This is a genomic window from Priestia sp. SB1, assembly GCF_038898415.1.
This window is the reverse complement of the sequence record NZ_JBBJSS010000005.1, coordinates 1-15643: the sequence shown is the minus strand read 5'-3', so window position 1 is coordinate 15643 and position 15643 is coordinate 1. Positions and strand designations below refer to the sequence as shown.

The window sequence follows — 15643 nt, the reverse complement described above, 5'->3', positions numbered from 1 at the left end:
AATGGCTATTAATCTTTCAAAAGGACAAAAAGTAGATTTAACAAAAACGAATCCAGGATTAACAAACGTAGTAGTAGGTCTTGGGTGGGATGTAAATAAGTATGACGGTGGAAACGATTTTGATTTAGATTCATCTGTCTTTTTATTAAACGGAGCGGGAAAATGCGCTTCAGAATCTGATTTTATTTTTTACAATAATACGACGGGTGCAAACGGAGCGGTCGAGCATACCGGAGATAACCGTACAGGCGTAGGTGAAGGAGACGATGAGCAGGTTCAAGTAGATTTGAAAAATGTGCCTCAATCTATTGAACGTATTGCGTTTACCATTACGATCCATGAAGGGGAAGCACGCGGTCAAAACTTTGGCCAAGTAAGCAACGCCTACGTTCGTATTTTAAATGCAACAAATGACGAAGAGTTAATTCGTTATGATTTAGGTGAAGACTTCTCGATCGAAACAGCGGTCGTGGTAGGCGAGCTGTATCGACACGGTGGAGAATGGAAGTTTAATGCTATTGGCAGCGGCTATCAAGGCGGCTTAGCGGCACTTGTAAACGACTTTGGTTTAAACGCCTAATCATTAAAGTAAGAAAATGTACGGAGGATGTTTTTATGTCAATTTCTTTATCAAAAGGTCAGCGCATTGACCTAACCAAAACGAACCCAGGCTTAACAAAAGTAATAGTAGGTCTTGGGTGGGATACAAATAAATATGCTGGATCTCAAGATTTCGATTTAGATGCATGTGCATTTTTAGCCAATAAATCAAGCCAAGTTGTAAATGACGAAGAATTTGTTTTTTACAACAATTTAAAAAGTCCAAACGGAGCTGTGGAGCATACCGGTGACAACCGTACAGGTGCAGGAGATGGAGACGATGAGCAAATCGCCGTTGATTTTTCTCTTCTTCCTGACCACGTTGAAAAAATCGGAATTAGCGTCACGATTCACGACGCAGATGCTCGCGGACAAAACTTTGGACAAGTATCCAACGCGTTTGTTCGTCTCATTGACGCCCAAACAAATGAAGAAGTGCTTCGTTATGATTTAGGCGAAGATTTTTCAATCGAAACAGCTGTTGTGGTGTGTGAGCTATACAAGCACGGAAACGACTGGAAATTTAATGCCATTGGCAGCGGTTTTTCTGGCGGATTGGCCGATCTTTGCCGCAACTACGGACTATCCGTATAAAAAAGGCATGCGATAAATGAAAAAGAAAGGGTGCTTTAACGAGTACCCTTTCTTTTTAGCATGTATATGTCTGAAAAGAAAGGAGCTGTAAGGTGTGAGTAAATTAATTGATCCTCATATGATTAATCTTAACGAGGAGGATGGAACTTCCCTTTTTTCTAAAGATGTTTCTCTGCGAGGTGACTTTATACAAAATGAGCAGCAAACTACCTATAAACAAGTGGCAGGCAGATATGTAGGCACTCATCTTGATGCGGACGAGTACGCAGATTTTCTTTATGAACTTGCGCATTCATCACCATCGATCCTTGTCCTGCACGATAAGCTTGATAAGTCCATTTCTAATAATAGATTAAAAGAAGTACAAACGATCCTTAAAATTAATCAAGAAGAACGCGGCCTTTCTGTCAATCGGCTATTTGCTTTTTTAGAAGGGAAAAAGCTGATCGTGAAGTCAGAAAATCCCGCTATACATAGAAGAGTACGTGAAAAATTTATTGAAACGTTAACGTGTTTTAAAGAACAGCACGCAGAGGGCTTTACGGACGGGCATTTTCAACGTGTATTAATCGATTTAATAAAGTGGCAGTGGAATCATGTAAAACCTTGGATGGTCGATAAAGCATTTCCTGAGCACGCGCCTCGCATCATGTGGTATGGGGATGCAAATAAAAGCGAGCAGTATTTTCTCCATTATTTAATTTTACTAGGTTTTGACGTCCTTACCTTTCATCCAGAAGGAAAGGATCATTTAAAAGAAGTAGATAAGAATCAGCATTTAACAACGGTTTATACGTTTCCTTCTACTAGCTCGCTTGTACCTTTTCCAACGGATAAACCGGTTCGAAAAGGTACGGTAGCATTTCGAGCTTCTCAAGAAATTGAGCAAGTGCTTCATTCAGAGGAGTCCATGCTGTATAAACCTTGGCAATTTCGTTCGTATTTTCCAACTTCAGTTACTCTTAAAACGACGTATGATGAAATCTTTTTATTAATGAGAGAACGGGCGTTTATTCGTCCTAATTTTCAAGTGTCCAAGCCATATGTACACGTGCCGGTCTTGTTTTCAAAAGTACTTGGTATCTCTAAAAACCGAAAAGAGTACTGGAGTAAAGTTCATGAGCTCATGCAAACGGAAGATGAGTTAGCTCTGACGATTGATTCTGTTCCTTTTGCTAAAAAAATAGAAGGAAATAATCACTTTCACTATCAAGGAGCTCTCGGAAGTGATGGCACGCTCAGTCCTGATAGAATGATTGAAAGCAACTGGTGGCGCTATAAAGAGCTGCCTATCGGGCTTCAGCAAGGGCTCGCTGTAGCTATTTCTAGGTACTGTGCACATTCAAAGCTTCTTCGGTTAGATCATGAAGATGCGTATCAGCATCAAATGTACTTGTTTAATCAGTCGTTGAAGCTTCCAAACAACGTGCTTCGCATGCTTCAAAAGTTTGATTATACGCAGCATGTACCCCGTCTCATTATTTATCATGGAAATGAACGAGAAGCGTTTACGCGTGAAGATGCAGCTTTACTGCTTCTATTAAATGAATTCGGCGTTGATATTGTTCTCTTTAATCCGACGGGTCAACTGGATATAGAAGCGTTCGTCGAAGAAAAGTATTTCGATATGCACTGGCTAGAAGATATTAGCTTTAATGAAGAATTCAAAGAGCCGTCGCTCATTCAAAAATGGTTAAAACGAATCTTTTAAAGAAAGAAGGGTTTTTAAATGGCAACAAACGAATTACAGCCTTTAGATGTAAACGAAGCCGAAGAAGTTTTAGAAACAAAGCCTAACGAAGTAAAAGCAAAACTGCGAGAAGAGCCGGAAGTACGTCGCTTAGCAGAACAAATTGATTATAAAAATCAGCTGGCTTTACTTGAGTATGGTAAAGAAACAGCCAATGAAATTTCCTCTTTTTCCGGAAAAGTGCTCAGTACAATTAAATCGTCTAGCATGGAAGAGTCAAGTCAATTATTAAAGCAGCTTGGAAAGATTATGGATAAATTTGACGCAAAGGATTTTGTTGAAGATAAAGGGTTTTTCTCTAAGCTTTTTAAACGCGGTCAAAAAATAGTGGACAAGCTCTTTCAAAAATATGAGACGATGGGCTCTGAAATTGATAAAGTATATGTTGAAATCACAAAATATGAAACCGAAATGAAGCATTCAACCACAACGCTTGAACAGCTTTACGAGCAAAACTATCAGTATTATATGGAGCTTGAAAAATACATTGTAGCGGGCGAAGTGAAAGTAGAAGAGTTAAAACAAGAGCTAAAGGTGCTTGAAGAAAGAGCGTCGAGTGGAAATCAGCTGGCGGCAATGGAGCTTCAAACCTTAAAAAATGCAGTTGAGCTGATGGAGCAGCGATTATATGATTTAGAAATGGCAAAACAAGTATCTTATCAATCCGCTCCTCAAATTCGCATGCTGCAGCGAGGAAATACAAAGCTAATCGGAAAAATCAATTCGGCGTTTATTACAACGATTCCTATTTTTAAAAATGGACTCATTAACGCAATCGCAGCAAAACGTCAAAATTTAGTAGCGGAGTCTATGAACGAATTAGACAAACGCACAAATGAACTGCTCATTCGCAATGCAGAAAACATTTCACAGCAAAGCGTTAAAATCGCCAAAATGTCCGGTGCCCCTAGCGTAAAAGTAGAAACGATGGAACAAACGTGGAATATTATTATGAAAGGAATGCAGGAAACAAAAGCAATTGAAGAAGAAAATAAACGCCTTCGTGAAGAAGGACTTGTTCGCTTGGAGCAATTTCAAGAAAACTTCAAGGCGCTTGAACATAAGATGTAACGAAAAAGCGGGAATCTTTACGATTCCCGCTTTTTTTGCATATACGTTTGCTAGAAGTCTGATCTACAAGCGATTAGTGAAAAGCCTGAAAGGGTATCAGATATAAAAGAAGTATTATCCAAAATAAGATAGTTATTTCCAAAAGGCGTTCGTGTACGTTAATAATTTAAGTTAAAAATGCAAAAAACTTAATTATTTTAAGTTTTTTTGCTGGTTTTTAACTTTTCTTTGCGCTACAATTAGTTCATATCAAAGTAAAAAAGGAGGGTATTCGGGTGTATCAAGAGCAGCGCATGAGTGTGATTATTGAATACCTTCACACACACCGCACGATTACATTAGACGAAATTTGCGATATGTTCACCGTTTCAAAAGATACGGCGAGGCGTGATTTAGTCAAGCTTGAAGAAAACGGCGAGGTTATGAGAGTTAAAGGCGGAGCAACGCTATCGTCAAGTCATATCATTGATTACAGTGAACGGACGCCTACCAAAGCGAAAGAACAAATTGCTAAAGAAGCAGCTGCGTTAATGTCGGAGGGGTATGACGTGCTTTTAGATACGTCTTCTACCATCGCACTGATGGCGAAGTACATGGATGTAAAGCATGTAAACGTTATTACAAATTCCATTGATAATGTGGATTTGCTCGATCAATATACCCCGTGTGATACGTTTTTGCTGCCGGGCAAGTTTAACGGGAAAAACCGTAACGTCACCGGGCCAAGAACGATTTCTACGTTGCAGGAATACAAAGTAGATCAGCTGTTTTTAGGTACGTGCGGCGTTGGTGCAGATGGTATTACGTCTCCAAGTGAAGAAGAAGCGTTTTTAAAAAGACAGATGATTCAATGTGCAAGACAAGTGATTATGCTTGCGGATCATACGAAGTTTGAACGTGAATTTTTACATCGAGTATGTGATATGAGCGACATTGATATCTTAATTACAAATAAAGACCCAGAAGCGGATGTAAAAGAAAAAATAGAACAAAATCAAGTGCGGCTTATCGTCACAGATTTTGATAAAGGAGAGGAAAAACGATGAAAAAAATAAAAGTAGGATTAGTAGGATACGGATTTTCAGCAACGGTCTTTCACACGCCGCTTTTAAGCGTGTTAGACGAATTTCATATTTCAAAGGTAATGAGTTCAAATCCTGAAAAAGTAAAGAGCGACTTAGAAGATGTTGAAGTAGTGAGCACTCTGTCTGAACTTCTAGAAGATGACAGCATTGATTTAGTGATTATTACAACGCCTAGCGGCATGCACTATGAAATGGTGAAAGACGCACTACGCGCAGGTAAGCACGTAATTGTTGAAAAGCCGATGGTGGTATCGGAAAAAGAAGCAAATGAATTAATTCAATTAGCAAAAGAACAAGGTGTTCAACTAAGCGTCTATCATAACCGTAGATGGGACAATGATTATTTGACAGTGAAACAGCTGATTGAAGAAGGGAAATTAGGCGACGTAAAAATGTATGAAGCTCATTTTGATCGCTATCGTCCAGTTGTTCGAGACCGCTGGAGAGAAAATGAAGGACCTGGGTCAGGAGCGCTTTACGATTTAGGATCTCATTTAATTGACCAAGCTTTACATCTTTTTGGAATGCCTGACTTTGTTCAAGCTGATGTGTTTGGGCAGCGAGATCATGCACGCACGGATGATTACTTCCACTTAGTGCTTGGATACGGTTCTCTTCGTGTTATTTTACATTCAAGTGCCATTGTGCCAAGCAACGGGCCTCGCTTTCAAGTTCACGGAACAAAAGCAAGCTATATTAAATACGGCATTGACGGCCAAGAAGATATGTTAAGAGCCGGCAAGAAGCCTGTGGATGATACGTGGGGAGCTGACAGCCCTGAACACTACGGTAAGCTAACAACTGGCGAAGGAGAAACGGAAGAAATTGAAACGCTGCACGGTTCTTACGTAATGTATTATCAAAAAATCGCCGACAGCCTGCTTCGAGGAGAAAAACTTCCGGTTTCAGCAGAAGAAGCTCGTGACGTGGTTAAAGTCATTGAAGCGGCATTTGAAAGCAGCAAAGAAAAACGAGCGGTTTATTTTAACTAAGGAGCGAGAAACAGTGAGTAATCATTCGGTAGAGACGCTGCTTGAAAAAGTAGTTCAACAGGAAAAAGAACTAATCTTTCATCAATTTACAAATGACCAAGCTTTGCAGATGGGAACAGCAATTATTAATGAAGCAAAAAGTAAGGGTAAGGCAGTAACTGTAAGTATTAAACGAAATGGTCAAACTCTCTTTCACCATGCGATGGAAGGGGCCATTCCCGATCACGAAGAATGGATTAAACGAAAATCAAACACCGTTCTTCGCCATCATCACAGCTCATATTATATGAAGCTGTACTGCGAGTTAAAAGATCGTTCTTACGCGCAGTTTTATGCAGCGAACCCTCAGGAATTCGAAGCGGTAGGCGGGTCATTTCCGATTTCGGTTAAAAACGTCGGTGTAATTGGAACCATCACCGTATCAGGCATGTCACAAGAAGAAGATCATGCACTGGTGACCGATACGATTCGTAGCTTTTTGCAATAAAAATAAGCGGACTTCGTTGGAAGTCCGCTTATTTAATTAAAAGATGAGTGGCGATAAGGCGTGTGTTTTTTCTACATAAATAAAAGCATCATATCGTTTTGACAAGCGAGAAGGAACATAATTTCCGTATTGTTCAATCTCTGGGTCATATACAACACCAATGGCACGGTGGCCTATCGTTGAATGAAAAAAATTTCGGTTTTCCTCTGTGAACATGAGATATTGATCAAAAGCACCTGCTCGGTGAATGGTATCTTCCCAGCTTCCTTCTATAGCTGGAGGAACGGTTAACCCCTGCTGAGGATTACCCCAGCTATCAGAAGCAATGACCGTGCCGTGATGAGTCCCGAATCCGACGGCGTAAACATGCTTCGGTCCGTATTCTTCACGGGTAAGCTGACCTACATTCACCATGCCGCTGCTTTTCATGTCCGTTGCTCTTGCATCTCCGATGTGAGTGTTATGCTCCCATACAATTCCTTTAGCGCTATCTTTGTAGTAAGCTTGAATATATTTTAAAGCTTCTACCATATGACGATCGCGAATATTCCACGATTCATTGTCGTTAGTAATCATCGTATGATAATAAGCTTCAGCATTGCTTGCTACCAGCGCATTTACCTGCATACTAAGCGCAGCCTCAGGCTCATGAGTATAGGTATCTTTCTTTTGCTGAATGGTTTGTAAAAGCTCTAAGATTTCTACCATGCAGTTCTTTCCGTAAAGGGCAGAAGAAATTCCGTACATCTGTGCTTCGCGATGAAAAGGTTCAAAGCATTCAAAGGCTTTTTTCGCTTTCTTTGCATCAGGAGCGTGATTGTTTTCTAAGTACTCAATAATAGCTTCCATCGATTCCCACAGGCTGTATACATCTAAGCCGTAAAAACCTACTTTCGGCTGATGTGCTGGTAAGTTGTTGTTATAATCCCGAAGCCATTCAATTAATTCTTTGATTTCTTGATTAGCCCACATCCATGAAGGCCAGCGGTTAAAAGTTTTTAAGACATCTTCGGCATTCGCGTATTGATTTGTATATCCTTTAATATAGCGATTAACTTCAAAACACGAAGGCCAGTCTCCTTCCACTGCTATAAAAGAAAAATCATGATGCTGAATTAATTCTTTCGTAATAGCTGCTCGAATTTTGTAAAATTCAGATGTACCGTGAGATGCTTCACCGAGAAGTACGTATTGAGCGCGGCTTGACTTGTTAATAAGCGGCAGTAAGTCATCGAAATTAGCAAAAGGCATAGAATGTTTTTTAATGGCTTCTATCATTTGAATGGTTTTTAGCATATGATCACCTTGTTTTTAAGAAATGGATAGCAAGAGCTTGAGAAAGCAAGTCTTGCTACCAGTTAACGGGTTTTTATTTTTATGAATTACCTGCTAAAGTGCTTAATGGCAGAATCATTTAAAGAAAAATCTTCTTTAGTAAGCGCCGTTTGATTCTGTGTTTCGCATTCTTTAGTAGGGTGCTCTTCTTTTTTAGAAACAGTAGAAACTTCTTCGTTATTTTCATACGTGTAGTTTGTTGACATTATGTTTCACCTCTTGTATCTAGTGTTTGAGGTACAGAAAATAAAATAAGAAGAAATATCAGGAATACCTTAAAAAGAAGGGTGCTCTTTAAATTATTTGAACTCGTGCAAAAAATTGTCTACACTAAACACTGATACATAAATCAAGTGAGGAGAACGTGGACAGTTTATGAAGTTGATTTCCTGGAACGTAAATGGCATTCGCGCGTGTGTGCGAAAAGGTTTTTTAGATTATTTTCAAGAAGTGGATGCAGATGTATTTTGTATTCAAGAGACGAAGCTGCAGGAAGGCCAAATTGATTTGCAGCTAGAAGGGTATTATCAGTATTGGAATTACGCCGTGAAAAAAGGCTATTCTGGAACGGCTGTTTTTACAAAGCAGAAGCCTTTATCGGTTTCATACGGTGTGGATAAAGAATCGGAAGACGAAGGACGTATCATTACGCTTGAATTTGAACAATGCTATGTAGTAAATGTGTATACGCCAAATTCTAAAAGAGATTTAGCAAGGCTTGAAGAAAGGCTTCAATGGGAAGACGATTTGCTCGTGTACTTAAACAAATTGAATAGCCGTAAAGCGGTGATTTTGTGCGGAGACTTAAACGTAGCACACGCAGAGATTGATTTGCGTAATCCAAAGCCAAACCGAGGAAATTCTGGTTTTACAATAGAAGAGCGAGGGAAAATGACGACGCTTCTTGCTAGCGGATTTCTTGATACATTTCGTTATTTGTATCCGAATCAAGAAGAAGCCTATACGTGGTGGTCGTATATGAACAAAGTGAGAGAACGAAATATCGGATGGCGCATTGATTATTTTATCGTATCGGAGAGAATCAAATCCGTTATTCAAGAAGCTATTATTCATCCGCATGTAATGGGAAGCGACCACTGTCCTGTGATGTTGGAATTAAATGTACCTCATCTATGATATCTTTCTATATAATAGAAGAAAAACGGAAAAAAGGTTGGTTCACGCGAACGGTTGCGGTATAGTAAACATATCGAAAAGTACAGAATGTTTCATGAGATAAAGGGGGAGACAGAGGTGAAGCGAGACTCGCTGCAAACCATTGAACACGAAATTGCGCTGCTTGTTCGTCTAACAACGACGCACAGCCCTAAGCTTGGAAGCTTGGACCGTTCTGAGTATTTACTGTTAAGCGAGCTAGATCAGCGCAGTCCGCTCGGGATTAATGCATTAGCTGAAAATTTAAAGCTGAGCTTATCGACAGCTAGCCGGCAAGTATCTGCGCTTGAGACTAAACAGTTTGTTCGTCGCTTTCCGAGTCCAGAAAATGGGCGGATTAGTTTAATTGAAATGACGGATGCAGGGAAAGATATTTTGCAGCATGTACAAAGCAAGCGTAAACAAGCCTATGCTGAAGTGTTAGAAAATTGGTCGGAAGAAGAGGTTTTGGCACTGGAAAAAAGTTTATCACGCTTGAATCTTGATTTTAAAAGATGGCGCAGTAATGGATGTTAAAGCGAATACATATAGATGAACAAAAGGCTATTGAAAAATAGTCTTTTTAAGTTGAAACAAAGAAGTTGATTTCTTCATTAAAAGATGTATAATATGTAGTGCTGCTATAACTTGCATGATACAACTTGTACAATAAAATATGTAAGGAATTGTTAGTCATATGAAAAGAATTTAACAAAAGGAGGAATAAATATGAGTCAGAATAATCCAGCAGTAGCCTCCGACAAACAAGGTTTAAGCGTACCTAAATACTTAATTATGGCGATTTTAACGCTATTTTCAATTGGCCCTCAGTATTTTTTGAATTTATCTTACACGGTCAATCAAGTATTGATTCAAAATCGATTTGATGCGAGTACACAAAGCTTACTATTGCCATCTATTATTTCTAACTTGGCATTTGGACTTGGGGTACCAATTGGTCCGATGCTTGCGAAAAAATATGGTGTACGTAAAGCATACTTAACGTTCGTTTTAGTCTTTTTAGCAGGTTCGATTATCAACGTTTTTTCTGAAAATGTGGCGTTTTTATCCCTTGGTCGTCTGATTCAAGGCTTAAGCTCAGGAATGCTGTTTTTAACCATTATTCCAGCTGCGCTGATTTCGTTTCCGAATAAAATCCGAAACTTCTTTTTAGTATTAGCGATCGGCGGACTGTTCGGTTCAACGGCGATTGGAGCTTTTTTAGGCGCTGTATCTCTTAGCATGGATAATTGGCGCTGGGTTTTTGTTTTAGGAATAATAGCTTCTCTTGTCTCTCTGTTTATCGGATATAAGGTATTACCTGCTCATGATCCAACTCAGCAAGAAGATCGACCAGTGGATAAGAAAAGTATCTTTATTCTTAGTCTTATTATGATTTTATTAGTGTATCCACTGTATGAACTGAGATACGAAGGATTTGCTTCTATTCAAGTGTGGCCGTTCTTACTAGCTGCAGCAGGATTAGTTGTCATTTTTGTCTTAGTTGATTTAGCGGCTGAAAATCCGTTAGTACCATTAAAATCGCTGCTAGCCGTAAAACCAGTTGCAGGTACAATTATGGCAATTGGCGGTCATATGGCGTATATTCTAGCCATTGCAGGTATTAATGGCGTCATGCAAAATGTGCAAAATGCATCGTACACCACGCTTTCTTATTTTTATTTATACTTTTTTGTTGGGGTACTGATTTCAGCATTTGCAACGACATTCTTATATGACAAATTTGGTCCAGGTTACCTTGGAGCAATTGGATCACTTCTTATTGTCATTGTAGGATTTAGCTGGGTGAACGTATCAGCTGATACATCACTAGTAAGTTTATATGTTCACATTATGCTCTTTGGTATGGGTGTTAGTATGGCACTGGTATCCGGTGCACTAGGAGCGGCACTAGCCGGAGATTTACATCAAGCTTCGATGCGTTCTATTTCACTGCACTCCATTCGAAATTTATTAGGAGCCATCGTAGCACCTGTGATTGGGTGGTTTGTTGTTCGACAAAACGCGATTTATTATGAAGATTTCCGAGGTCAAATTAGCTCAGTAGATCCTCAGGTGAAGCTGCAGCTATCTGAAATGATCAAACGCTATATGGGTATGGGAATGAGTCAAGCAGACGCAAAAACATCGGCCGTGACGGCTGTTGTAGCAGGTGCTAAAAAAGCATCGATTTTACATGCGTATCACAACTTATTTTTCATGCTTGGTATTTTAGGTGTAATTATGCTCATTGCTTCACTAAGTAAAGCGTGGAGCGGTGAAAATAGAATTCTTGTTCAAAAAGAAGAGGTGCAAGAAAAAGCTGAGCCGCAAGAAGAAAGAAAAATGCTGCCGGCACCTCAAACAGAAGAAACATCTGTATAATATACTAACTATAGAAAGAAGGAATTCCGATGAGTAAAAGTCGTTTATTGGTTACTAACATTGTTGGAATCATTGTGATTTTATTACTAGTAGGTTTTGGTGGATATTATTTCTACGAAAAAGCAAATTACGTTAAAACCGATGAAGCGCAGGTAGAAGCACCGCTTTCACAAGTCATCGCTTCAGCTAACGGTCAGTTAAGCGAATGGGATGTAAAAGAAGGAGATAGCGTTTCTCAAGGTGATTCTGTTGGAAGCTTAAAAGAAGGCGAAAAATCAACAGACGTAACGTCTATGATTGACGGAACAATCATTAAAAACAACGCATCTCAAAATCAATTAGTAAAAGCTGGCGATGTGTTAGCACAAACAGCTGATTTATCTAAAATCTATATCAATGCAAACATTAAAGAAACAGACCTAGGTGATATCGAAGAAGGAGATAGCGTCGATATTACAGTGGACGGAGATTCAGGTAAAGTCTTTAAAGGTCATGTTGAAGCAATCGGCCGCGCAACAAACTCAGTGTCTTCTATGCTTCCTGCTCAAAATACAGGAAACTACACAAAAGTAACGCAAAAAGTACCGGTGAAAATTTCAATTGATGATGCATCAGATAAAGTTCTTCCAGGTATGAATGCAGAAGTGAAAATTTCAATTTAATAACGGAAAAAAGCTGCTTCCTCTAAGGGAGCGGCTTTTTTTATGCCTAAACAAATAAAATAAAAAATGTGCTAAAAAGGGGATGTATACAAAGGAAATGTGTGGTAAGATACTTCTTGTTTGAAATTGGATATCGGTAAAGAAGGTGATGGGATGACCGCGGTCAAAACAAAAAAAGGGCCAAAAGAAAAGCTGAATTTGTTTTTCTTAACGTGGCCGATCTTTTTAGAAGTGTTTCTTTTTATGTTAATGGGGATTGCTGATACCTTTATGCTAAGTGCGCTGTCGGATGATGCCGTATCAGGAGTCGGAGCAGCCAATCAATACCTTCACATTGCGATTTTGGTGTTAGAGGTCATTGGTAACGGAGCGGCAATTGTTGTCTCTCAGTATTTAGGATCAAAACGGTATATGGAAGCGTCAAAGATTTCTGCTTTGGCCGTTACGTTAAATTTAGGAGTCGGGCTAGTTATTAGCGCGGGTTTTCTTTTGTTTTCAAGGCATATGATGGAAGCGATGAACTTACAAGGTGACGTGCTGATGTATGCACAAAGCTATTTATCCATCGTCGGAGGAGCTATTTTTCTTCAAGCGATTATTAACTCTCTTGCAGCGATTATTCGCGTACATGGCTTTACGAAGCAGGCAATGTTTGTTTCACTTGGAATGAACATTTTTCATATTGCAGGAAACTATGCTTTAATCTTCGGGAAGTTCGGCTTTCCGGAAATGGGCGTGCAAGGAGCAGCGATTTCATCTGCGTTCAGCCGATTCGTTGCCCTTATTGTGTTCTTTTGGCTGCTGTATCAAGTGATGGAATATAGAGTGAAATTTCAATACTACATTACGCTTTCAAAAGAATATATCGGTAAAATTTTAAAAATCGGTATTCCGTCGGCTTTCGAACAAGTGATGTATCAAGGCTGTCAAATTGTCTTTTTATACTATGCAACCTACCTAGGAGCAGAATCACTTGCTGCGAGACAGTACGCGATGAATATTTCAATGTTCATTTACTTATTTGCCATTGCAATTGGAATGGGTACAGCGATTATTGTCGGCCGTTTAGTAGGCGGAAACGAAAAAGATGAAGCGTACCATCGCGTATGGAAAAGCGTCAAATGGGCCAGTGCCGTAACGATGATGATGGTTGTTCTTGTGATGACATTCAGAACACAGCTGATCAGCGTGTTTACAGACAATCCGCATATCATTGAGCTTGGGGCGACGGTGCTGCTTCTGAGCATTGTGCTTGAAACGGGAAGAACGATGAACATTGTGCTGATTAACTCGCTGCGGGCAGCGGGAGATGCCAAATATCCGGTGTTAATTGGTGCGATGTCGATGGTCATGATGAGCTTGCCGCTCGGTTATTTCTTCGTTTTCCATTTAGACATGGGGCTCGCTGGCATTTGGCTTGCCATCGCAGCCGATGAATGGACGCGCGCAGTTATTATGTTTTTTCGCTGGAAAAGCCGAGCATGGGAAAACTACGGACTTATACAGCACGAACAAACAGCTGAAGAACCAACGCCGGTTCAAGTATAAAACAAAACCTCTGCAGAATGTGCAGAGGTTTTTTGCTGTGTAAAAAAACGAAGTGAAGCTGGTCTTTTTACGCAAAAAGCTTTAATTTGTGGGAAAAAACGGGTATGGGTACAAAGGAATGGTTTTATTCTACTTATTCTTTGTTTTAGATAACGGTATATGGTTGGATAACGTATTTAGACATGAGTCTTTTTTCTCTTATTTTTCATTTTTATCTCAATTCATGAAACTAGAAGCATAAAAAAGAGAGTTTTTTCCTATTTAGCTATAATGAGACAAATTTTATACTTATAATTATTGGATTAAACTCGAAATGTGCGGAACAGGAGGAACGATATGGGGTTAGGAAGCGTATTAGACGGACTGCTGGGTGAAGTATCTGGAAGAGTCTCAGATGTAGAAGGGAAAATTTCTAAGCTAAGAACGGCTAAAAGTAAAATTGAGCATGAACAAGCTGTTTCATTAAAAGAAATTGAACACATCAAAAAGCCTGAGCTGGGAGACAAATGGACGGGTACGTTATCGGATGATTTTGACGAAAAACGTACGGCAGCCTACGACAACATAAAAGGCATTTTAGACGGTGATTACGATGGATACATTCGTGAAATTGAAACAAAGATATGGGCGCTAGAAGCTGAAAAAGGAGCTTTGAGTGGCTTGAACGCCGTTATTGGAGAAGCGGATTCTTTATTAGCTAAAGGTGAAGAAGCCTATGACGCAGTAGAAAACAAGATTAGTGAAATTAGAAGGGGGCTGTTTTCATGACAATTAAGCTTGATCACGCTGACGTTATCAAAAAGCTTGAAGCAGTCAGCACAGCGATTGGAAATTTATCCATTAGCAAAATGCCTGACCTTGGAAAAAACAGCCTTGATACTACAGAGAAATGGGAAGCGCGCGAAGAAGAAATTCAAACGCTTATTTCTACTTATATAAAAGCACTAAACAAAAACGTAAAAGATACAAAATCTAATGTAGACTTACTAAAAGAACAAGACGAATCTATTATCCATTCGTAGCAGCAAAGGGGGATGACTGTGGGAAAGGTATACGATGCAAAAGCGCTGTTTGATGTAGCAAAAGACAGGGAAAAAGCCTACGATGAGTTACTAAGCCAGCTGGGTGAACTGAAAAAAGCGCTGCAGGGCGTAGCGGACTTAGATGGCAGCTTAGAAGGAAAAGGCGCTGACAATATAAAATCTTTTTATAAGCAGCACGCCGATACGGCCGGACAGTGGGAAAACTTAATTAAAATGCAGCAAAGCTATTTTTCAACGCTTCACGTTAAAGCTGAAAAAGCAAAGCTATCAGGAAGCACGATTGTAGATGAATCATTTTTAGAAACAGAGCTAAAAAACGCCAATAGCAATGCTAAAGAAATGGTTGCGCAGCAGCACGACGATCTGCAGAGTATTTTAAATGGCATTGACGATATCGTCTCTATTTCAGCGTTTTCAACGAGTGAGTTTAACGATAAAATAGAAGAAGCAGAGAAAAAACGCACCGATACAATTGAAGCAGTGAACCAGCTTGACGCTGAATGGTCAAAAGAATACAGCGAAATGGACGATTTCTATGCGGTAGTGGATACGCTAGTAAGCGGCTTAGAGCTTGCTACGAGTCAAGGAGGAAGTGTCTATCAGCTTGCCTTTGACGAAAAAGCCTATCACGACAGCGAGCTGTATAAAGTTCAAACAAAGCTAAACGACTATGCCACTTCATATGTTGATTACAACAAGCAGCAAGAAGAAGTATACGAGCTGGAAAAAAAGCAAGAAGAAGAAGCAAACAAGCCGTGGTATGAAAAAACGTGGGACGCGGTTTCTACCTTTACAGGAGAGGTCAGCGGATATTATGATTATAAACGAGCAGCAGAAGGCGTGGACCCTGTTACGGGTGAAAAACTTTCTACCTCACAGCGCGTCGCAGCAGGAGCCATGGCAGCAGCCGGCTTCATTCCGGTTGTCGGCTGGGTA

17 protein-coding genes are annotated in these 15643 nt (G+C 39.8%); 15 read left to right on the top strand and 2 right to left on the bottom strand.

Going from position 1 to position 15643, the window contains the following annotated elements:
- The first annotated feature begins 1 nt into the window (after position 1).
- From WKH56_RS18255 to WKH56_RS18225, 7 genes are all read left to right on the top strand, one after another.
- Positions 2–580, top strand: a complete 579-nt coding sequence (locus tag WKH56_RS18255) for a TerD family protein (protein ID WP_025751616.1) — start codon at positions 2–4, stop codon at positions 578–580.
- A 35-nt stretch (positions 581–615) separates the two neighbouring features.
- Entirely contained in the window at positions 616–1194 is a 579-nt protein-coding gene (locus WKH56_RS18250) for a TerD family protein (RefSeq protein WP_028408240.1), read from the top strand.
- 94 nt (positions 1195–1288) lie between these two features.
- Positions 1289–2905, top strand: a complete 1617-nt coding sequence (locus tag WKH56_RS18245) for a YceG family protein (protein WP_310883876.1) — start codon at positions 1289–1291, stop codon at positions 2903–2905.
- Between the two features lie 18 nt (positions 2906–2923).
- Positions 2924–4015 (top strand): toxic anion resistance protein, encoded by a 1092-nt coding sequence (locus WKH56_RS18240; protein ID WP_028413052.1) that lies wholly within the window; start codon positions 2924–2926, stop codon positions 4013–4015.
- A gap of 275 nt (positions 4016–4290) precedes the next feature.
- Complete coding sequence (locus WKH56_RS18235) at positions 4291–5061, top strand: DeoR/GlpR family DNA-binding transcription regulator (RefSeq protein WP_168760882.1); 771 nt, start codon at positions 4291–4293, stop codon at positions 5059–5061.
- Entirely contained in the window at positions 5058–6092 is a 1035-nt protein-coding gene (locus WKH56_RS18230; protein WP_063247841.1) for an oxidoreductase, read from the top strand. Before WKH56_RS18235 ends, WKH56_RS18230 begins: the two co-directional genes overlap by 4 nt.
- 13 nt (positions 6093–6105) lie before the next feature.
- Positions 6106–6579 (top strand): heme-degrading domain-containing protein, encoded by a 474-nt coding sequence (locus WKH56_RS18225; RefSeq protein ID WP_045291802.1) that lies wholly within the window; start codon positions 6106–6108, stop codon positions 6577–6579.
- A gap of 36 nt (positions 6580–6615) precedes the next feature.
- Here the strand turns inward: WKH56_RS18225 and WKH56_RS18220 are convergent, their stop codons facing one another.
- Positions 6616–7875 carry an erythromycin esterase family protein gene (locus WKH56_RS18220; RefSeq protein WP_310883875.1) on the bottom strand — a complete coding sequence of 420 codons (1260 nt, stop codon included), beginning with the start codon at positions 7873–7875 and terminating at the stop codon, positions 6616–6618.
- Between the two features lie 86 nt (positions 7876–7961).
- Entirely contained in the window at positions 7962–8120 is a 159-nt protein-coding gene (locus tag WKH56_RS18215) for a hypothetical protein (protein WP_014459762.1), read from the bottom strand.
- Between the two features lie 169 nt (positions 8121–8289).
- Here WKH56_RS18215 and WKH56_RS18210 point away from each other — a divergent pair, with 169 nt between their 5' ends.
- The 8 genes from WKH56_RS18210 to WKH56_RS18175 all read left to right on the top strand — a co-directional run.
- The gene (locus tag WKH56_RS18210; RefSeq protein ID WP_048019159.1) at positions 8290–9051 is read left to right on the top strand and encodes an exodeoxyribonuclease III; all 762 of its coding nucleotides are present in this window, start codon (positions 8290–8292) and stop codon (positions 9049–9051) included.
- A gap of 117 nt (positions 9052–9168) precedes the next feature.
- Positions 9169–9606, top strand: a complete 438-nt coding sequence (locus tag WKH56_RS18205; RefSeq protein WP_014459764.1) for a MarR family winged helix-turn-helix transcriptional regulator — start codon at positions 9169–9171, stop codon at positions 9604–9606.
- 192 nt (positions 9607–9798) lie between these two features.
- Complete coding sequence (locus WKH56_RS18200; protein ID WP_063247843.1) at positions 9799–11454, top strand: MFS transporter; 1656 nt, start codon at positions 9799–9801, stop codon at positions 11452–11454.
- Positions 11455–11483: 29 nt separating this feature from the next.
- On the top strand, positions 11484–12116 hold the full coding sequence (locus tag WKH56_RS18195) for an HlyD family secretion protein (RefSeq protein ID WP_048019161.1): 633 nt from the start codon (positions 11484–11486) through the stop codon (positions 12114–12116).
- A 153-nt stretch (positions 12117–12269) separates the two neighbouring features.
- Positions 12270–13664 carry an MATE family efflux transporter gene (locus WKH56_RS18190; protein WP_063247844.1) on the top strand — a complete coding sequence of 465 codons (1395 nt, stop codon included), beginning with the start codon at positions 12270–12272 and terminating at the stop codon, positions 13662–13664.
- A gap of 336 nt (positions 13665–14000) precedes the next feature.
- Entirely contained in the window at positions 14001–14432 is a 432-nt protein-coding gene (locus WKH56_RS18185) for a YwqH-like family protein (protein WP_013057382.1), read from the top strand.
- Positions 14429–14686, top strand: coding sequence for a YwqI/YxiC family protein (locus tag WKH56_RS18180; protein ID WP_013083474.1), 258 nt, complete (start codon positions 14429–14431; stop codon positions 14684–14686). The genes WKH56_RS18185 and WKH56_RS18180 overlap by 4 nt, the downstream gene beginning before the upstream one ends.
- A gap of 12 nt (positions 14687–14698) precedes the next feature.
- Positions 14699–15643: T7SS effector LXG polymorphic toxin (locus WKH56_RS18175; protein ID WP_342836149.1), on the top strand; the 945-nt coding region annotated here is incomplete at its 3' end.